General features: G+C 53.4%; 18 protein-coding genes and 1 tRNA gene. 9 read left to right on the top strand and 10 right to left on the bottom strand.

All coding sequences use genetic code 11. From position 1 onward, the window contains the following. Positions 1 to 48 precede the first annotated feature (48 nt). From ACTF5M_RS07625 to glmM, 3 genes are read left to right on the top strand one after another with little or no spacing between them, the layout of a single operon-like run. Positions 49 to 975 (top strand): dihydroneopterin aldolase, encoded by a 927-nt coding sequence (locus tag ACTF5M_RS07625; RefSeq protein ID WP_438960456.1) that lies wholly within the window; start codon positions 49 to 51, stop codon positions 973 to 975. Between the two features lie 15 nt (positions 976 to 990). Then, the gene (gene folP, locus ACTF5M_RS07620) at positions 991 to 1,998 is read left to right on the top strand and encodes a dihydropteroate synthase (protein ID WP_438960437.1); all 1,008 of its coding nucleotides are present in this window, start codon (positions 991 to 993) and stop codon (positions 1,996 to 1,998) included. Positions 1,999 to 2,014: 16 nt separating this feature from the next. After that, positions 2,015 to 3,355, top strand: coding sequence for a phosphoglucosamine mutase (gene glmM, locus ACTF5M_RS07615; protein ID WP_438960436.1), 1,341 nt, complete (start codon positions 2,015 to 2,017; stop codon positions 3,353 to 3,355). A gap of 4 nt (positions 3,356 to 3,359) precedes the next feature. Here the strand turns inward: glmM and ACTF5M_RS07610 are convergent, their stop codons facing one another. Next, positions 3,360 to 4,307, bottom strand: a complete 948-nt coding sequence (locus ACTF5M_RS07610; protein WP_438960435.1) for a DMT family transporter — start codon at positions 4,305 to 4,307, stop codon at positions 3,360 to 3,362. A gap of 118 nt (positions 4,308 to 4,425) precedes the next feature. Then, positions 4,426 to 5,562 carry a ketol-acid reductoisomerase gene (gene ilvC, locus ACTF5M_RS07605; protein ID WP_438960434.1) on the bottom strand — a complete coding sequence of 379 codons (1,137 nt, stop codon included), beginning with the start codon at positions 5,560 to 5,562 and terminating at the stop codon, positions 4,426 to 4,428. A gap of 29 nt (positions 5,563 to 5,591) precedes the next feature. On the opposite strand from ilvC, the gene ACTF5M_RS07600 reads away from it, so the two are divergent. Next, positions 5,592 to 6,047, top strand: a complete 456-nt coding sequence (locus ACTF5M_RS07600; RefSeq protein ID WP_438960433.1) for an Lrp/AsnC family transcriptional regulator — start codon at positions 5,592 to 5,594, stop codon at positions 6,045 to 6,047. Between the two features lie 17 nt (positions 6,048 to 6,064). Beyond that, a complete protein-coding gene (locus tag ACTF5M_RS07595) occupies positions 6,065 to 6,496 on the top strand; it encodes an Lrp/AsnC family transcriptional regulator (protein WP_438960455.1) in 432 nt (143 codons plus the stop codon). A gap of 20 nt (positions 6,497 to 6,516) precedes the next feature. Here the strand turns inward: ACTF5M_RS07595 and ACTF5M_RS07590 are convergent, their stop codons facing one another. Together ACTF5M_RS07590 and ACTF5M_RS07585 are read right to left on the bottom strand one after the other, a co-directional pair. Further along, entirely contained in the window at positions 6,517 to 7,719 is a 1,203-nt protein-coding gene (locus tag ACTF5M_RS07590) for a UbiH/UbiF family hydroxylase (RefSeq protein ID WP_438960432.1), read from the bottom strand. A gap of 41 nt (positions 7,720 to 7,760) precedes the next feature. Further along, positions 7,761 to 8,414, bottom strand: coding sequence for a pyrimidine 5'-nucleotidase (locus ACTF5M_RS07585; protein WP_438960431.1), 654 nt, complete (start codon positions 8,412 to 8,414; stop codon positions 7,761 to 7,763). A 104-nt stretch (positions 8,415 to 8,518) separates the two neighbouring features. On the opposite strand from ACTF5M_RS07585, the gene ACTF5M_RS07580 reads away from it, so the two are divergent. Next, positions 8,519 to 9,169 carry a GntR family transcriptional regulator gene (locus ACTF5M_RS07580; RefSeq protein ID WP_334066708.1) on the top strand — a complete coding sequence of 217 codons (651 nt, stop codon included), beginning with the start codon at positions 8,519 to 8,521 and terminating at the stop codon, positions 9,167 to 9,169. On the opposite strand, the gene ACTF5M_RS07575 is transcribed toward ACTF5M_RS07580, so the two are convergent. The 3 genes from ACTF5M_RS07575 to carA form a co-directional block, all read right to left on the bottom strand. Next, positions 9,054 to 10,853 carry a glycosyltransferase family 2 protein gene (locus ACTF5M_RS07575; protein WP_438960430.1) on the bottom strand — a complete coding sequence of 600 codons (1,800 nt, stop codon included), beginning with the start codon at positions 10,851 to 10,853 and terminating at the stop codon, positions 9,054 to 9,056. The genes ACTF5M_RS07580 and ACTF5M_RS07575 overlap by 116 nt on opposite strands. Before the next feature lie 63 nt (positions 10,854 to 10,916). Next, the gene (locus ACTF5M_RS07570; RefSeq protein WP_438960429.1) at positions 10,917 to 11,057 is read right to left on the bottom strand and encodes a hypothetical protein; all 141 of its coding nucleotides are present in this window, start codon (positions 11,055 to 11,057) and stop codon (positions 10,917 to 10,919) included. Positions 11,058 to 11,143: 86 nt separating this feature from the next. Continuing rightward, a complete protein-coding gene (carA, locus tag ACTF5M_RS07565; RefSeq protein WP_438960428.1) occupies positions 11,144 to 12,307 on the bottom strand; it encodes a glutamine-hydrolyzing carbamoyl-phosphate synthase small subunit in 1,164 nt (387 codons plus the stop codon). Between the two features lie 203 nt (positions 12,308 to 12,510). On the opposite strand from carA, the gene ACTF5M_RS07560 reads away from it, so the two are divergent. Then, positions 12,511 to 12,972, top strand: a complete 462-nt coding sequence (locus ACTF5M_RS07560) for a GatB/YqeY domain-containing protein (protein ID WP_438960427.1) — start codon at positions 12,511 to 12,513, stop codon at positions 12,970 to 12,972. Here ACTF5M_RS07560 and ACTF5M_RS07555 read toward each other — a convergent pair. From ACTF5M_RS07555 to lipB, 3 genes are all read right to left on the bottom strand, one after another. Continuing rightward, positions 12,950 to 13,459 carry a DUF2244 domain-containing protein gene (locus ACTF5M_RS07555; RefSeq protein ID WP_438960426.1) on the bottom strand — a complete coding sequence of 170 codons (510 nt, stop codon included), beginning with the start codon at positions 13,457 to 13,459 and terminating at the stop codon, positions 12,950 to 12,952. The two genes, ACTF5M_RS07560 and ACTF5M_RS07555, sit on opposite strands and share 23 nt — an antisense overlap. Positions 13,460 to 13,648: 189 nt before the next feature. After that, positions 13,649 to 15,325 carry a cytochrome c oxidase subunit I gene (gene ctaD, locus ACTF5M_RS07550; protein ID WP_438960425.1) on the bottom strand — a complete coding sequence of 559 codons (1,677 nt, stop codon included), beginning with the start codon at positions 15,323 to 15,325 and terminating at the stop codon, positions 13,649 to 13,651. Between the two features lie 270 nt (positions 15,326 to 15,595). Next, positions 15,596 to 16,252 carry a lipoyl(octanoyl) transferase LipB gene (lipB, locus tag ACTF5M_RS07545; protein WP_438960424.1) on the bottom strand — a complete coding sequence of 219 codons (657 nt, stop codon included), beginning with the start codon at positions 16,250 to 16,252 and terminating at the stop codon, positions 15,596 to 15,598. A gap of 171 nt (positions 16,253 to 16,423) precedes the next feature. Here lipB and ACTF5M_RS07540 point away from each other — a divergent pair. After that, positions 16,424 to 16,510 (top strand) — tRNA-Leu (locus ACTF5M_RS07540). Positions 16,511 to 16,567: 57 nt separating this feature from the next. Beyond that, on the top strand, positions 16,568 to 17,462 hold an 895-nt coding region (locus tag ACTF5M_RS07535; protein ID WP_438960423.1), incomplete at its 3' end, for a DUF6538 domain-containing protein.

Genomic DNA, 17,462 nt, shown 5'->3' with positions numbered 1-17,462 from the left:
TCGCAATCTGTCTGGTTCTACGCAAATATCCGCGATATGCCCTCGGCCATGACAAATGACATCCATCTGGCTTTTGCCCATCCGTCCGAGCGTTCCGAGGCGACAACTGCGGTTCAACCGCTTGACCGTATTTCTGTGCGCGACCATATTGTGGATGTTGAGATTGGTGCATTTCAGCTTGAGCGTGGCACAACACAGCGGGTTCGTTTTGATATCGTGGTGGAAGTGAAGCCGCTTGAGGGACCCATCGGCGACGATGTGGACCGGATTTTGTCATATGACCGCATTACCGAGGCCGTTGCCATTGAGTTGGCCGCCGAGCGGTTGAACCTGCTTGAAACTTTGGCAGAACGGATTGCGGATCGTATTTTGGTTGAGCCACAGGCGATGCGTGCTTTTGTACGCATTCAAAAACTGGACCGTGGGCCGTTTGCTCTTGGGGTTGAGATTGTGCGCTCGCGGTCGCTGAGTGTTGTTGAGGACGCGCCGGAAACGGTTCACCCTTGCGTTGTTTATCTGTCAAACGAGGCACTTCATTCGACGCATCTAAGGGGCTGGATTGATACACTTGCAAAGCGTGAATTGCCTTTGATTTTGTGTGTTGGCCTGGGCGAGACAGCCGTACCGGCCGTATCACTTGGCGCGCCGCAACGCCGGATCGACTTACTCGCGATTGAACAAAACGCTTGGGTACTGGCCGCCCGTGATGCGCGATGCGTGGTGGTTGGAACGTTGACCGAGCTCGATTGGTCAATGAAAAACGGACAAATCGCCGTATGGGCACCGTCTAAAATTGTGCTTGATGCTGTTGAAGGGCCTGCGACGGCCCCATCGGACTGCCCTTCATTGGCAGCATGGTTCGCCCGCCATATGAGCGCGTCTGAATTAATGCTGATTGGCGATGAGTTGCCCGCGGATGCCGCAGTTGGCGATGTTCATGTCACAGTCCATGCCGCCGATGCGGCACAGTTTTGAGCGGCACGAAGGCCAATGACTGACTATTTCCGCCCAATCGTTCAGACTGATATCGCCCGTCCAGATGGCGCCTATGTCTTAGCAGGTGGGTGGACGTGGTTCGACACCGTAGAAGTTCTGAGCCGCAGCGCGACACCGCGCATCATTCCGGCAGCTGATGTGCCAGATCACGTTCTATCGCGTCTTACGGCCGCGCGTGGGCATGTTGCGGGGCTTGATATGGCGCGTGCCAACATCATGGGTATTCTCAATGTCACGCCAGACAGCTTTTCTGATGGCGGTAAGTTTGAAGGCTTTGATGCAGCAGTATCTCACGCGATTGCGATGCAGAACGCCGGTGCGGATATGCTTGATATCGGCGGGGAAAGCACGCGGCCTGGTGCGGCCTATGTGCCCAGCCACGTTGAGATCGGGCGTACGGTTCCCGTGATTGCAGCTCTGCGAAATTACGACGCAACCGCACACACGCCAATCAGCATCGACACACGAAAAGCGGATGTTGCCGAGGCGGCTTTGGCGGCGGGTGCGACGTTGGTCAATGATGTCTACGCGATGACCCATGACCCCGCTGTCGGCGCAGTGACCGCTTCGTCCCGTGCGCCTATCTGTTTGATGCACGCAAGCGGGGATCCGGAGACGATGCAGGACGATCCGCAGTACGACGACGTTGTGCTTGATGTGTATGACTTTTTGTCTGAGCGCATTGAGACGGCTGTGGCGTGCGGGATTGCACGCACAGATATCTGGATCGATCCCGGCATTGGTTTTGGCAAGACGCTTGAGCATAATCTGGCGCTGTTAAAGCGGCTGAGCGTGCTACACAGCCTTGGGTGCCCGATCTTGCTCGGGGCGTCGCGCAAACGCTGGATCGGCACAATCACAAATGCCCCCCAAGCGGACCAGCGGGTTTTTGGCTCTGTCGCGGTCGCGCTTGAAGGGTTTCGGCAAGGGGTTCAGATCAGCCGTGTTCATGATATAGAGGCGACACGCGCGGCTTTTGATATGGCCGGCGCAATTTTGTAGCTAACGGGTACTAAATATGACTGCGAAACTGTTTGGCACCGACGGGGTGCGTGGCACGGCGAACCAATATCCTATGACTGTCGAGATGGCTTTGCGCCTTGGTGCGGCGGCAGGGCGGTACTTTCGCCGTGACAACAAACGTCACCGCGTCGTGATCGGCAAAGACACTCGCCTGTCGGGCTACATGTTTGAGAATGCTTTGACGGCCGGATTTACCAGCACTGGCATGGATTGTTTTTTGCTAGGCCCCGTGCCCACACCGGCGGTCGGGATGCTAACGACATCGATGCGTGCGGATGTGGGGGTGATGATTTCCGCCTCCCATAACCCGCATATGGATAACGGCATCAAGCTATTTGGCCCTGACGGATTTAAGTTGTCAGATGAGGCCGAGGCCGCGATTGAGCAACTGGTTCACGAAGGCACCAGCCCCGCGCAACCTGATAATATTGGCCGCGCCAAACGTATTGATGAGGGGCGTTTCCGCTATGGTGAGCGCCTAAAAACATCGCTTGCGGGTATCTCGTTGCAAGGGCTGAAAGTGGTGATTGATTGCGCGAATGGTGCGGCGCACCGAACGGCGCCCGAGATTTTATGGGAACTTGGCGCTGATGTGATCCCTGTTGGGACATCGCCAAATGGGTTCAACATCAACGACAACTGCGGCTCGACTGCACCGCATATGGCGGCGCAGGCGGTGATTGAAAACGGCGCGGATTTGGGCATTTGTCTTGATGGCGACGCAGACCGCGTGATGATCATTGATGAGAAGGGTCGCATTGCAGACGGTGATCAGTTGATGGCGCTTTTGGCAGGTTCATGGGCGTCTGCAGGGCGTTTGAACGCACGCACCTTGGTGGCCACAGTGATGTCGAACCTTGGTCTTGAGCGGTACCTAGCGGATCGCGGGATGACCTTGTTGCGTACGGCGGTTGGGGATAGGCACGTGGTTGAAGCGATGCGCAAAGGTGGCTTCAACTTGGGCGGCGAGCAATCGGGCCACATTGTGATGACTGACTATGCCACAACCGGCGACGGCTTGTTGGCGGGGCTCCAATTTATGTGTGAAATGATCCGCACCGGTCATAGTGCGTCTGATCTGTCGAGCACGTTTGAGACTGTGCCGCAGCTTTTGAAAAACGTGCGCTACCCAAGCGGAACCGCGCCGCTTGAAGCTGTGGCAGTTCAGCAGGTGATTGCTGCCGCCGAAGCTGACCTTCATGGCAAGGGGCGGTTACTTATCCGTAAATCTGGGACTGAGCCGTTGATCCGCGTCATGGCCGAATGCGAAGACTCTGCACTTCTTGAAACAGTGGTGCAGGGTGTTGTCGATGAGATCGTGGCGCAAGTGGCCTAGGCTATCATTTCTTTGAACGGATGCTTTGTGCGACCAGCACCAAGCTGCGCCACTGACTGATCCCAATACCCAAAAGGATAAGCGCGAGGGCGATGAACAGTTGTGCTGACAGGGCCTCGCCAAGCAGTATGATCCCGAACACGGCCGACCAGATTGGCACTTGATAAGACGTCAGTGACATGAAGACGGAGCCTGCTGATTGCACAACAATCACGCGGATTGCTGCGGCCAAGCCGGTTGGCAGGGCAGCAAGATAGAAGACCGTTAGGGTTTCAAAACTCCAACTGAGACGGGGCACACCTTCGGCGATAATCGCAAATGGGATAAGCATCGCAGCACCGACAGCCAGCGTGCCACTGGCGAACGCCACGGGCGGGATGCGCGGGGCGCGACGGGTGATAATTGAGCCGACCGCATAGCACGCAGCTGCTGCGAGACAGGCAAGCTGCCCCCAAAACGTCTGGGTCGATGTGGTCTCAAGCGCGCCTTTTCCCAACAACAGCGCCAATCCAGCAAATCCCAGCACTACACCGATAATGCGACGTGGGCCGATGCCTTCCTCAGGTGAGAAGATATAGGCAAGCGGCAGGATAATGAGCGGAATGGCCCCCATCGCGACGCCGGCGAACGCGGACGGTACGTGCTGAATGCCCCAACACAGCAGCAAAAATGGTGCGGTGACGGTGATGAAACCAATGATGGCGCTGTAGCCCCATCCGGGTAATCCCGCGGTCTGATGAATGCGCGTGATTGGCTGGCCCATGATGACCCCCATGATGCACAAAACGATTGCGCCGAAAAAGACGCGCAGTGCTGCCAGAGTAAATGGTGGGTATTCTTGTAGCGCCAAGCTGATGCTCATGAATGCGCTGCCCCAAATTACGCCCAAAAAGCAGATCAGGAACCAGTTAAATGCACCGGGATTTTCGGGGGTGGGGACGGTGTTACTCATGGGCTGACACTAGGCGCGCTTTGGTCCAGTGGCGAGAGTTAAATGCGCCTGTGCAGGCAATCACAAACGAAAAAGGCCCCCGCAGATGCGGAGGCCCAAGTGAACAAGGTAAGAGACCTTAGTTCTTTTCTTTGTCGACCATTTTGCCAGCAGAAATCCACGGCATCATTTCGCGCAGTTTCGCACCAGTTTCTTCGATCATGTGCTCGTCGTTGATGCGACGTGTGCCTTTGAAGAACGGCTGACCAACAGCGTTTTCCTGCATGAAGTCACGCACAAACTTACCTGTTTGGATGTCTGCCAGGATCGCTTTCATGCGGGCTTTTGTTTCGTCGTATGGCAGCACGCGTGGGCCGCTGACGTATTCGCCGTACTCAGCTGTGTTGGAGATTGAGTAGTTCATGTTGGCGATGCCGCCTTCATAGATCAGATCAACGATCAGCTTCACTTCGTGCAAGCACTCGAAGTACGCCATTTCTGGTGCGTAGCCTGCTTCAACAAGTGTTTCGAAGCCCGCGCGGATCAGCTCAACAAGGCCGCCACAAAGGACTGCCTGCTCACCAAAGAGGTCAGTTTCGCACTCTTCACGGAAGTTGGTTTCGATGATGCCTGAACGGCCACCACCAATTGCGGAACAGTATGACAGACCGATTTCAAGCGCTTTGCCTGATGCGTTTTCATGTACCGCAACCAAGCATGGCACGCCGCCGCCTTTGGTGTATTCGCCGCGCACTGTGTGACCTGGGCCTTTGGGGGCCATCATGATCACGTCCACACCTTCTTTTGGCTCAATCAGGCCAAAGTGTACGTTCAAACCGTGGGCAAACGCTATTGCGGAGCCTGGCTTGATGTTGTCGTGGACGTATTTTTTGTATGTTTCTGCCTGAAGTTCATCGGGCATTGTGAACATGATCACATCACACCAAGCCGCGGCTTCGGCGATGCCCATAACCTTGAGGCCTTCGCCTTCGGCTTTCTTCGCGGAAGGTGAGCCTTCGCGCAGAGCAACAACAAGGTTTTTCGCACCTGAATCGCGCAGGTTGAGCGCGTGTGCGTGGCCTTGGCTGCCGTAACCGAGGATGGCTACTTTTTTGTCTTTGATCAGGTTAACATCGCAATCGCGATCGTAATAAACGCGCATATCAAATTCCTTTGGTCTGAGTGCTTGGTGAATGTCTTCGTACCTTTTACGGTCAGTCCAAGACAATTGCGATGTTAGAAATGTAATTTTTGTGACTATTTTCGATAGTTTCATTCGCTATAAATTACTTTATAGATAAATTCATGCTTGATGATCTTGATAGACGCATTCTGCGCACGTTGCAGTATACGCCGGATGCGGCAATGCATGAAATTGCTGATCGGTGCGGCCTGACGGCGGCTAAAGTGACGCGCAGGCTTGATAAGTTGCGCGATGCTGGACTGTACCGTGGGCAAGAGGCGGTGGTTGATTGGGCGGCACTTGGGTTTGAAGTTTCCGTTTCGTTGCGGATCACCCTTGATAAAACCCAAGCACGTGCGTTTGATGAATTTCATGCCGCCGCCCGTGATGTGTTTGAAGTCACTGAAATTCAGACGTTTTTGGGGCGCGTAGATGTGCGGCTTTTTGTGGTCGCGCGGGATATGGCACACTATCAGATGCTTTACCGTGATCGCATCCTAACACTGCCGCATATCTCGGACATTGAGGCCTTGATGTTGGTGTCGACGCTTAAATCAGATGAAAGGTTGCCGTTGTGAGCTGGGACGCGATTGACATGGCTTTGGTCAAGGCGATGCAGCGGGATGCGACGCAATCTGCGGGTGCGTTGGGTCGCGATTTGGGACTAAGCCAACCAGCCACGTGGCGCAGATTGCAAAAACTACAAGCGTCAGGCGTTTTCAAAGGGCGTCGCGTAAAGCTTGATGCCGAAAAGTTGGGCTTTGGTGTTACGGTGTTTTTGGGCGTTAAGCTGGCGACCAAAGGGCGGGTTAGCCTGGATGATTTTGAACGCGCGGTTATCGCAATTCCCGAAGTGCAAACGGCTGAGCATATGTTGGGGCTTTATGATTACCGGCTCAGGGTAGTTGCGCGGGATTTGGCGGATTTTGAGCGTATCTTGCGGCGCCGTATCATGACCCTTCCAGGTGCAGGTGATGTTGAGGCCAACGTGTTGTTGTCAGAGGAGCGCTTGCCCGGTCCGTTGTGACATGTCGCTTGGTGGCTCTATCAGCCACGCGCCCCAAGACCGAGCTGCATCAACGTTTTGCGAACTGGCGCCAATGAATAAAGTGTTGCAACCCCTGCGGCGCGCGCATCTCGCAAAGGCCGTGCTGCCATCATTGAGGCACGGTTAAGCGCGTCGACACCCGTTACACGCGCTTTGACCTCGGTCATGCGTTTGCGTTCGTACTGCGCGAGCATCTCCGGCTCACCCAGCTTGGATTGGTCCCGCAGAGACAACTCTAGCAGCGCCGCCATATCCCCGATGGACATGTTCAAACCCTGCGCACCGATCGGCGGCACCACATGGGCTGCTTCGGCGATTAGGGCGGTGCGTTCCGCATAAAAACGATCGCTGATTTGGCTGATGATCGGCCAAATTGTGCGTCGGCTTGCAAGGGTCAGCGGGCCGTAAAGGTGGCAGGACCGCTCTGACATGGCATCGTTGAACGTATCTTCGGGCATCTCGTAAAGCTCTTTGGCGCGCACGCCGCGTTCCATCCAAACCACGGCCGAGGATGGCATCTCGTTGTAATCCGGCAGCGGCACCAAGGTAAACGGCCCACCCGTACGATGCACCTCGGTACTAACACCTTCATGCGGGATCGGATGGTTGACCGCAAAAGCGAGCGCTTTTTGACCATACCGAGTTGTGCGTGCCCCAATCCCGTGCGCGCGGCGCACAGGGCTATTGCGGCCATCCGCACCAATCACCAGTCGTGCAGATACCTGAGTGTTATCGCTAAGGCTGACAAGCGCTTCGCTTTGGCGTGTAAGTAGTGTTTTGGTGCCGACGCCCGGACGGAACGTTACGTTTGGCAATTCATCAAGGCGGGCCAACATTTCACGGCGTAGCAACCAATTGGGCAGGTTCCAGCCAAAGGGCCTGTCGGAAATATCGGCGGCGTCAAAGTCACGGGTGAGACGGGGTTCTGCAACTTCGCCGCCCGCGTCCACAATGCGCATCGTTTGCAAGGGACTGGCGTGGGGGTTGAGTTTGGCCCAAATGCCTGCAGTTTCCAAAAAGTCCCGGGCGGGCTGCAACAATGCGGTACTGCGCAGATCGCTTCCATCTGTGTTGCGTTCAGTCACTGGGGCCGTCGGATCGACACAAACTACAGAAAATCCGGCCGTGCCGAATGCAGCAGCTGCCGTCAGGCCTGCGATGCCACCGCCTGATATGAGAATGTCGATTTTTGTACGTTCCATACCTCTAAAGTAGGCCCGCGATGCGGTGAGGGAAAGGTGCCTTAGGTGATCTGCGACAAAAATTCTTCCAAGTCAGCGGCCTGATAATCAATAAAGGCGCTGTGATTGGGCGTTGGACTTATCAGCACTGTGGTAAGCCCCATTTCCTTTGGGACCTCAAGGTTACGAGGATCGTCCTCGAACATGACCGCTTTCGTTCGGTCGAACCCGTCGAGTGAGAAAACAGTTTCAAAAGCAGCGCGGTTCGGCTTGGGATGGTAATGCGCGTGCTCGACGCCGTAGATTGCATCAAACAGCCCCACGATGCCGCGCGCTGTGATCACGTCTTCGGCGTAAGGGGCGGTTCCGTTGGTGTAGATGATCTTGCGGTTATCCAGCCGTGTGATCAGATCGCGTAGGTTTGGGCTTTGGGGAACAACGCTGAAATCAAGCTGATGCACGTCCCAAAGAAACGGGTCCGGATCAATCTGATGCTCTGCCATGAGGCCAGCCAATGTGGTCCCGTGATCGCGCCAGTAGTCGGCGCGCAGGGCATTCGCTGTGTCACGGTCCAGATGCAAAACACGGCACATGTAGTCCACGATGCGTACTTCCATTTGCGCAAACAGCGGAACATCGGGCGGGTAAAGCGTGTGATCTAGGTCAAACACCCAAGTCTGGGTATCATTGAAAACGTCGCGAAGATTGTGTGTCATGAGCGAACAGTACTTGTGTCATACTGTGGGTCAATGGCAAACGGGTTGCCAGCGTGCGACCCATCGGGCTAGGGTCAGGGAACGCACGAAGAACGGACGCCAAAATGTTGAAACCAAATCAAAAAGATGCATATGACCTGATCCTCGATGCGATTGATGTAGGCGTTTACAAGCCCGGATCGCGCTTGGTTGAGAGTGAGCTTGCTGACCGGTTTGGCGTATCTCGGACACCTATTCGCGAGGCGTTACAGCGCCTTGAGACACAAAGCCTTTTGACTCGTGATGGGCGAAGCCTGATTGTTGCGTCGCTGGATCACAACCAGTTGGCAGAACTTTACGTGGTGCGCGCAGAACTTGAAGGTTTGGCTGCGCAGTTGGCCGCACGCCATGCCACACCTGAAGAGGTGAAAGTGCTGCGTGAGATGGTCGACGAAGATCATAAGCTGATGGGCGACCCGTCTGCGTTGTCGCGGGCCAACCGTAGGTTCCACAAACAAATTCACTTGGCCAGCCATAACCGCTTTTTGGTGCGCCAGCTTGATCTTGTTCACCGCTCTATGGCGCTGTTGGCGACGACATCACTTGCGATTGAGGGCCGTGACAAGCTTGCTCTTGAAGAACACGATGCGATCGTTTCGGCTATTGAAACCGGTGACGGCGACCGTGCTTATCAGGCTCTTCGCGAACATATTTCGGTGGCTTTTCAGACACGCTTACGTGCGGACGCCGAAGCGGTTGAGGCAACGGGGATTTAGCGCCTGTTGGCGATGGCTGGGCACGTTTGAGGGATTTATCTTGGCTTGTCTTATCCCAGTAGAACGGATCGCGAATGAGCTCCCATAGGGCCTTGTAGCAGGCTAGAGATGCCAAGAAGAAATAGGCGTGTAGTGTCGGTATCCATATCCAGAAACGGCGGTGTTCCGCCCTTCGGGTTGCAAGCGCTGTGACAGTGATGTTGGCAATTTCAGCCATGATGAACATCGCCACGATTGCACTTGTTAGCCAACTGATCCCCGCGCTTAAAGCCACCTCTTGAACGGGCAGAAGCCACAAGCCTAAAATCAGAGGCGCCAATGCGAATTGGCTAAGGGTGCACAAAAAGATCAGCTGTACGCCCAAAAACCCACGCCATCCTAATTGCGAGAAAAGCGCCTTTGGGTCCTTCATTAGCACCATATATGTGGCGGCGTATCCCTTGAGCCATCTTGAGCGTTGACGGATCCAAGCGCGCGGCGCGCAGCAGGCTTCCTCATAAGTCGTGGTATCAATCAATTCTGTTCTGTAACCTGCTTTGGCCAAACGCATGCCAAGTTCGGCGTCTTCGGTCACGTTGTGCGCGTCCCATCCGCCTAATTCCTCAAGGACGTACCTGCGAAAGAAAACTGTTGTGCCACCCAGTGGAATTGGCAGTCTGAGGGCTTGGAAACCGGGCAAGATCAGTCTGAACCACGTGGCATATTCGAGGGTAAAGCAGCGAGACATCCAGTTTTGTTTTGGGTTGTAGAAATCGAGAGCACCCTGCAGGCAGACCACTTCGGCGGGGCGGTTGGCAAAGCCATGGACGATCTTGAGTAGCTGATCTGGTTCAGGCGCATCTTCGGCATCATAGATCCCGATAATACTGCCACGGCAAAAATCGAATGCGTAATTCATCGCGCGTGGTTTGGTTTTAACGCTGCCCTGAGGAACCTCGTGAACCTTTATCCAGTGAGGCAAAATCGTCTCGCGCAATGTGGTTTGGGTCACCTTATCGCTGGCTTCGGTGATCAAGCAGACGTCAAGCTTTTCACGGGGATAATCGAGGCGGCTAAGTTGTCTGACCAATTGTCCCGCGATGTTGCGTTCGTTTAGAAGGGGAACAAGAATTGATACTGTTGGTAGCTGAAAGAGTGCGGTTTCTTGGCCTGGTATGGGGTTTTGGCACAGATAAACAATGCTGGCCCAAACGCGGAGTGCAACGACTGCGAACATGCTGAGAATGGCCCAGCCAATGAGTGCTGCAAATAGGACCTTTGGCATAAACAAAGCGACGCTGCCAAAGCCCAAGAGCCAGAGAATTTTTGCTGTTCTTGATGTGGGCTTACTTAAATGTCGGCAACTATCTTCGGAATCAACGCGACTTTCGGCCAGTTCCTTCAGCCGTGTTTTGTGATCGTTGGCGATGACATCTGTGATCTGATGGCGTGTTGCTAATGCCATTTTGAGTGGATGCAGGTGATCGGGTAAATGTGTAGTGTCCGCGGCAAAGCTTGTAGGTGATGATGTCACGACTAAAGTGGCGGAGCCCACGTTCCGTAGTGGAATGACGGCTTTCTTAATGCATTTCCTGATGTCTACATCTTTAAGCAACCCGGGTTGGCGGAACGGAGTTGCAGGATCAATTATACGTGCACCGCTTTTAAGGCTTTGAGCGCGCAGGATATCTGCCTCGTCAAGCATGAACATAGCATTAACATATTCGCAGATTGGTGCCCAATCATGCCGCGCATTGTGAGCAACTGCCTACGCATCGGCTGGTGCAAGTGTTCCGAGGTCAAGCATGACATCAAGCCAGGGGCTACTTGCGTCACGAGAGCCGTTACTTACCGAACCAAACGAATGTCGTGATTGCCCCTTAACAAGGGCAAGTGGGTGGGATGACATGACAACTCTTTACTAACGCACAGCCGCAATACGCTGCGTGTTAGTGATGGCGCCTGATCCTTAAAGAGTAGTTAAATCTAAGCCGTTCAAGCAGATGTTTTTGCTTGCTCAGACATGTGCTCTACAAACCGTTCAAACAGGTAATAACTGTCCATCGGACCCGGGCTTGCCTCAGGGTGGTATTGCACACTGAACACTGGGCGATCAGCCATACGGATGCCACAGTTAGACCCGTCAAACAAAGAAACATGCGTTTCAACCACACCTTCGGGCAGCGTTTGGCTATCAACCGTGAAGCCGTGGTTCATTGAGGTGATCTCAACTTTGCCGGTCTCCAAATCCTTAACGGGGTGGTTGGCGCCATGGTGGCCGTGGTTCATTTTCACAGTTTGTGCACCAAGGGCGAGAGCCAACATTTGATGACCCAGACAGATACCAAAGACCGGAATGTTGGATTGCTTCAAAACGTCTTTGATCATTGGTACAGCGTAAGTACCCGTCGCAGCCGGATCGCCAGGACCGTTTGACAGGAACACACCGTCGGGTTTGTGTGCCAAAACTTCTTCAGCTGTCGCTGTTGCAGGTAGAACAGTTACATCACATCCCGCAGACGCAAGGCACCGTAAGATGTTACGTTTTGCGCCGAAATCAAGCGCGACGACTTTGAAGCCAGCTTCGCTGCGCTTTGCATGGCCATCTGGCCAAGCCCAACGCATTTCGTCCCAAGTGTAGTTTTGTGCACATGTAACGTCTTTTGCGAGGTCAAGCCCTTCGAGACCCTTGAAATCACGGGCTTTTGCAACCAGCGCTTCAATATTGAATTTTCCATCTGCGCGGTATTCCATCGCCACATGTGGTGCACCTTGGTTGCGTATCGCACGGGTGAGGGCGCGTGTATCAACGCCGCCCAGCCCCATGCGGTTGCGTGCGCTAAGCCACTCGCCAAGCTCTTGCGTTGAACGCCAGTTTGATGCGTCTGTCGGATCCCACTTCACCACCATGCCAGCCGCGATTGGGTCTGCATGCTCATCATCTTCTGGTGTGATGCCTGTGTTGCCAATGTGTGGAAACGTAAAAGTAACAATCTGACCCGCGTATGACGGGTCTGTCATGATTTCTTGGTAGCCGGTCATTGCCGTATTGAAGCAAAGTTCAGCTTCAACGATGCCTTCTGCTCCGAAGCCAAATCCGTAGAACAACGTTCCATCCGCAAGGGCGAGGCAAGCTGTGGGGTGCGACGTGTCAGTCATGGCGCAGATTCCGGTTCATCAGGTCAAACTTGGCGGAACATAGGCACTTGGCGTAAGGGCGTCAACAGGCCGTCTGTGCATTGGGGGAATATATAATTACATATATTTATCAATGACTTGGGCGTTACCCGTCGGGCTTGAGTTGTAACGCTGTTACGCCTATACCTTAGTCCTTTAACTTAACTGACATATTAGGTCCTGCTATGACAATGAAAGAACAGATTTCTGCCGCGCTGAAAGAGGCGATGAAGGCGAAAGATACTGCCCGCTTGTCAACGCTGCGGTTGGTGAACGCTGCGATCAAAGATCGTGAGATTGCTGCGCGTGGATCTGATGAGGTGGTTTCTGTGAGCGATGCAGATATCACGTTTATTCTGGGCAAGATGGTCAAGCAGCGCAAAGAAAGTGCCAAAGCCTATGAAGAGGGCGGACGTCTGGAGCTTGCGGAGAAAGAGCTGCAGGAAATCGCGATCATCGAGGATTATTTGCCAAAGCAACTTGATGCCGACGAAACCGCAGCCGCAGTTCAAGAAGCCATTCGCGCGACCGGGGCCGAGGGCATCCGCGATATGGGTAAAGTGATGGCAGCGTTGAAAGCTGCCTATACAGGCCAGATGGACTTTGGCAGTGTGGGTCCGATGGTCAAGGATCAGCTGAGTAGCTAGGGGTCGCTTCACGGTGTTCTTTGAGCAGGCGTTGCACATCATCATAGAGTGTGACGCGCTCATCAGCAGATAAAAAGGCGCCAAGCTCTACCTCGCGGTTGGCGCCTTTCAGCGTGACATAGTTTTCTACGGGTCCGGCCTTGGTGTGCATGTGTGCGCTGACCCAGTAGGTATTTGCTTGCCAGCTTTGGGCAGCTGTACGTGGGTTGATCCGCGACAAAGCAGTTGTTTCACAATCAATTATTAGCGTTTCGCGCACCGCGGCGTCTTTCTGGTTGCGGCGGATTGCGCTCCAGACTGCCCAGAGCGCGATGATAAAGAATGGCAGCAGACCCCAGACAACGGGGCTTCCCAGAATGGCGATTGCGGGCAGAAAGATTAAGCTGCTTGTAATACCGATGAACCAAACGAAGCCTTGTGGGTTCATCGATTGGTGAGGCCAGAGTGTTATGGTGCAAGGGTTCTGGTTGGTAATTTGATAGGGCATGTCGTCTGTCGCTTGCGTGTCTATTCTTGCCTAGAAGCTAGGCTGCTCCTGCGAGTTAGCAATGCTGACGATTGCTTTTCCACTGTATGTTTTACCGCAGGTCGGAATGGATGACTACCATCCGGTCAAAAAGAAAAAGCCCCCGCCGAAAAGGCGAGGGCTTTCTTATTCAGTCGTAGGTTGCAGCGCTTAGTGCGCGTGGCCTTTGTCCCAGTCTTCTTGCTTTGGAAGAATCTCAAACGTATGCTCTGGGGGTGGTGATGGAAGTGTCCACTCCAGCGTATCTGCATATTCGTTCCATGGGTTCGCTTCTGTCACGCGGCGTCCTGCAAGCAATGTGTAGAACAGAACCACGATGAAGAAGAGGAACGAACCAAACGACAGGAATGCACCGATCGAAGAGACATAGTTCCAAGTCGCGAACGCTTCGGGGTAGTCGATGTAACGACGTGGCATACCCTGACGGCCCAAGAAGTGCTGCGGGAAGAATGTCAGGTTTGCGCCGATGAACATCGCCCAGAAGTGCAGCTTACCAGCCCACTCGGGATACATGCGGCCGGACATTTTCGGCAGATAGAAATAGATACCTGCGAAGATGCAGAATACGGCACCAAGGCTCATCACATAGTGGAAGTGAGCAACCACGTAGTATGTGTCATGGTAAGCGCGGTCTACACCGGCCTGTGACAACACGATGCCTGTTACGCCACCGACGGTGAAGAGGAACAAGAAGCCGAACGCCCAAAGCATAGGTGTTTTGAACTCAACAGAGCCACCCCACATTGTTGCAATCCAGCTAAATATCTTCACACCGGTTGGTACCGCGATCACCATCGTCGCCATCATGAAATATGACTGTTGCGACAGTGACATGCCGACTGTGTACATGTGGTGCGCCCACACAACGAAGCCTAAGACACCAATTGCGACCATCGCGTAGACCATTGGCAGGTAGCCAAAGATCGGTTTGCGCGAGAATGTTGCAATGATGTGGCTGATGATACCAAAGCCCGGCAGAATGATGATGTACACTTCTGGGTGTCCGAAGAACCACAGGATGTGCTGGTAGAGAACAGGGTCGCCACCGCCATCGGGCTGGAAGAAGGATGTGCCAAAGTTGCGGTCTGTCAGCAACATTGTGATCGCACCTGCAAGCACAGGAAGTGCCAGAAGGATCAGCCATGCAGTTACAAAGATCGACCATGCAAAAAGTGGTGCTTTGTGCAGTGTCATACCTGGCGCACGCATGTTCAAGAACGTGGTGATGATGTTGATCGCACCTAGGATCGATGATGCGCCGGAAACGTGTACGGCAAAGATTGCCAGGTCCATCGACATACCGGCTTCTGATGTTGAAAGCGGTGGATACAGGACCCAACCTACACCTGAGCCTAGTTGGCCGTTACCGCCTGGTGCCAGCATTGATGCGACGCCAAGTGATGTACCTGCAATGAACAACCAGAATGACAAATTGTTCAAGCGTGGGAAGGCCATGTCCGGCGCGCCAATTTGCAATGGCATGAAGTAGTTACCAAAACCACCAAACAAGGCGGGGATAACAACAAAGAACATCATCAACACACCGTGATAGGTGATCATGACGTTCCAAAGGTGGCCGTTTGGCGTACAAGTTGCCTCGGATGCGAGGAAACGTGCGCCTTCAAGACACATGTATTGCACGCCAGGTTCCATGAGCTCCAGGCGCATGTAAACTGTAAATGCTACGGAAATGAAACCGACGATACCTGATGCAAATAGGTAAAGAATGCCGATATCTTTGTGGTTTGTAGACATAAACCAACGGGTAAAGAACCCGCGGTTGTCTTCGTGCTCAGCGTCGTAGCCATGAATGGCGGCGTCTGCCATGTCCGGTGCCTCCGTTTTTTTGGTTCCCAATGTATAGCACCCCACGAAGCGACTCGTGGAGGGTATTCTGACCTGTTACTAAGGCACAGCCGCTATCAGAGCAATGTTAATACGCCGTAAAATGTGGGCTAAAATGGCGCAGGTCATTCAAGTTGGGATGATCTAAATGCCTGATTTTACCGCCCGTTTAGAATTGTAAACAATTGTATACGTTGGAAATCTGACCCGTAGCAGCGGCTTGTTGTTGAGATTTCAGCGCCTTGTTCTCTTTTAAATAATCGCGGGAAAATGCGTCTCAAACGTTTTGCGTAGGGCAACGTCGAGGTCGTCCATCGTAACAGGAAGGCCCAAATCCACTAGCGATGTAACACCGTGATCTGTAATTCCGCAGGGCACAATACCGTCAAAATGGGACAAATCCGGCTCAACATTGATTGAGATGCCGTGAAAGCTGACCCACTTGCGGAGGCGAATTCCAATTGCGGCCACTTTGTCTTCGGTCATGTCATCATTCGGGCCAAGCGGCTTTTCAGGCCGCTCAACCCAAACACCAACTCGGCCTTCGCGAATATGACCGGTCACATTGAACTCGCCTAATGCGTCAATCACCCAAGCTTCCAGAGATTGCACAAACGCACGCACATCACGGCCCCGTTTGTTCACATTTAGCATAGTGTAGATGACCCGCTGTCCCGGCCCGTGATAAGTGTATTGCCCACCGCGCTTACTTTCAAACACGTCAAAACGGTTTGGGTCGGTCAAATCGCTTGGGTCCGCTGATGTGCCCGCAGTGTAAAGAGGGGGGTGTTCAAGCAGCCAGATCGCCTCGTTCATTGAGCCGTTGATGATCCCTGCGACGCGCCGCTCCATCTCAGCGCAAGCCGCGTCATATGAGACCAAAGACGTGGAGGTAATCCATTCGACCATGTGGAATTTCCTAACTTAGGTGTCCCTGCCTGCTGACAATCCAATGCCGCAGCGGCAATTTTGCATGGCAATATCAGGCCATGTTGAGATTGTCATGAGTGATGCGCATTTTTTGACTTGTAAGGCCGCCGCAGTTTGTCTAAGCCGCGCCCATACCAAGCACATGAATATGCGGTCGTGGCGGAATTGGTAGACGCGCAGCGTTGAGGTCGCTGTGAGGTAACACTCGTGGGGGTTCGAGTCCCCCCGACCGCACCATTACTCTCAGATAACTTGTTGAAGTTCCTTCGATTTAATTCATCGGAGTAATTCATCGTGTCACATATTCAGTACACAATCAGTCGTTCAGGCACCTATTACTATAATAGACGTGTGCCTAAACATGCAGTTGAAGCCTATGGTTCCTTCATTCGTCAGGCCTTGTCTCGTTGTCCTGATGAGGCCGATGCCTACGCCCAGCGCCTTAGCTTTATTCTTGAAGCTTCTTGGCGTGATAAGCGGGCAGTCCAGCCCGTAGATCTGGCTCTTGTTGTAGAAGGCTTTAAGCCAAGGTCTTACCTACTGTCCCAGATCACTGAGGAGTATCTCTCCCTCCGAGACATCAACGAGAGGCCTTCTCGGCTTGCCCTCTCTGCATTTCTGTCTGTGGCTGGTGACCGAGAAGTCCGAGACTACAGACGAGAAGATGCAAAGCTGTTCGTTCATCATCTGACACAGAAGGGTAATAAAACAGCTACGATCAGAAGGCGGATCAACAGCATGTCTGCCATTCTGAACTATGCTTATTCAGAGTTAGACGTGGATAGACGTAATCCGTTCTCAAGGCTGCACATCAAAGGGGAGGGACAAGACAGCAATAAGCGAGGGACGTTTACAACAGACCAGCTTATCAGTGGATACCGACAAGCACTTGAAGGATCGAGTAACGTCCGATTGTTGTTCCCCATCCTAGGAGAGACGGGATGCCGATTGGCAGAAGTTGTTGGCTTGCTAAAGTCTGACATCAACTGGCATGATCAAGTCCTTCATATCCGTCCAAACGATAAACGGAGACTGAAGACACCATCATCAGAACGATCAATTCCTCTTACGCCTACTGCTTTCAAAGCATTAGAGATTGCAGCCAGCCGCACTGAGAGTGAATGGTTGTTCCCACTCTACATCAAGGAAGATGGTTGTTACGCAACCCATGCAAGTAATGCCCTAGGAA

Origin of the sequence: Nereida sp., assembly GCF_965655635.1 — a bacterium.
Classification (GTDB): Bacteria; Pseudomonadota; Alphaproteobacteria; order Rhodobacterales; family Rhodobacteraceae; genus Nereida.
This window is presented reverse-complemented; position numbering and strand designations above follow the sequence as displayed.

Bases quoted from the DNA above. Each gene is read 5' to 3' on its own strand.
- ACTF5M_RS07580 (WP_334066708.1), top strand. From the start codon at position 8,519: ATGTTGAAACCAAATCAAAAAGATGCATATGACCTGATCCTCGATGCG.
- folP (WP_438960437.1), top strand. From the start codon at position 991: ATGACTGACTATTTCCGCCCAATCGTTCAGACTGATATCGCCCGTCCA.
- ilvC (WP_438960434.1), bottom strand. From the start codon at position 5,562: ATGAAACTATCGAAAATAGTCACAAAAATTACATTTCTAACATCGCAA.
- ACTF5M_RS07595 (WP_438960455.1), top strand. From the start codon at position 6,065: ATGGCTTTGGTCAAGGCGATGCAGCGGGATGCGACGCAATCTGCGGGT.
- ACTF5M_RS07570 (WP_438960429.1), bottom strand. From the start codon at position 11,057: ATGTCATCCCACCCACTTGCCCTTGTTAAGGGGCAATCACGACATTCG.
- lipB (WP_438960424.1), bottom strand. From the start codon at position 16,252: ATGGTCGAATGGATTACCTCCACGTCTTTGGTCTCATATGACGCGGCT.
- ACTF5M_RS07555 (WP_438960426.1), bottom strand. From the start codon at position 13,459: ATGCCCTATCAAATTACCAACCAGAACCCTTGCACCATAACACTCTGG.
- ACTF5M_RS07585 (WP_438960431.1), bottom strand. From the start codon at position 8,414: ATGACACACAATCTTCGCGACGTTTTCAATGATACCCAGACTTGGGTG.
- glmM (WP_438960436.1), top strand. From the start codon at position 2,015: ATGACTGCGAAACTGTTTGGCACCGACGGGGTGCGTGGCACGGCGAAC.
- carA (WP_438960428.1), bottom strand. From the start codon at position 12,307: ATGACTGACACGTCGCACCCCACAGCTTGCCTCGCCCTTGCGGATGGA.
- ACTF5M_RS07590 (WP_438960432.1), bottom strand. From the start codon at position 7,719: ATGGAACGTACAAAAATCGACATTCTCATATCAGGCGGTGGCATCGCA.
- ACTF5M_RS07625 (WP_438960456.1), top strand. From the start codon at position 49: ATGACAAATGACATCCATCTGGCTTTTGCCCATCCGTCCGAGCGTTCC.
- ACTF5M_RS07575 (WP_438960430.1), bottom strand. From the start codon at position 10,853: ATGCTTGACGAGGCAGATATCCTGCGCGCTCAAAGCCTTAAAAGCGGT.
- ACTF5M_RS07560 (WP_438960427.1), top strand. From the start codon at position 12,511: ATGACAATGAAAGAACAGATTTCTGCCGCGCTGAAAGAGGCGATGAAG.
- ACTF5M_RS07610 (WP_438960435.1), bottom strand. From the start codon at position 4,307: ATGAGTAACACCGTCCCCACCCCCGAAAATCCCGGTGCATTTAACTGG.
- ctaD (WP_438960425.1), bottom strand. From the start codon at position 15,325: ATGGCAGACGCCGCCATTCATGGCTACGACGCTGAGCACGAAGACAAC.
- ACTF5M_RS07600 (WP_438960433.1), top strand. From the start codon at position 5,592: ATGCTTGATGATCTTGATAGACGCATTCTGCGCACGTTGCAGTATACG.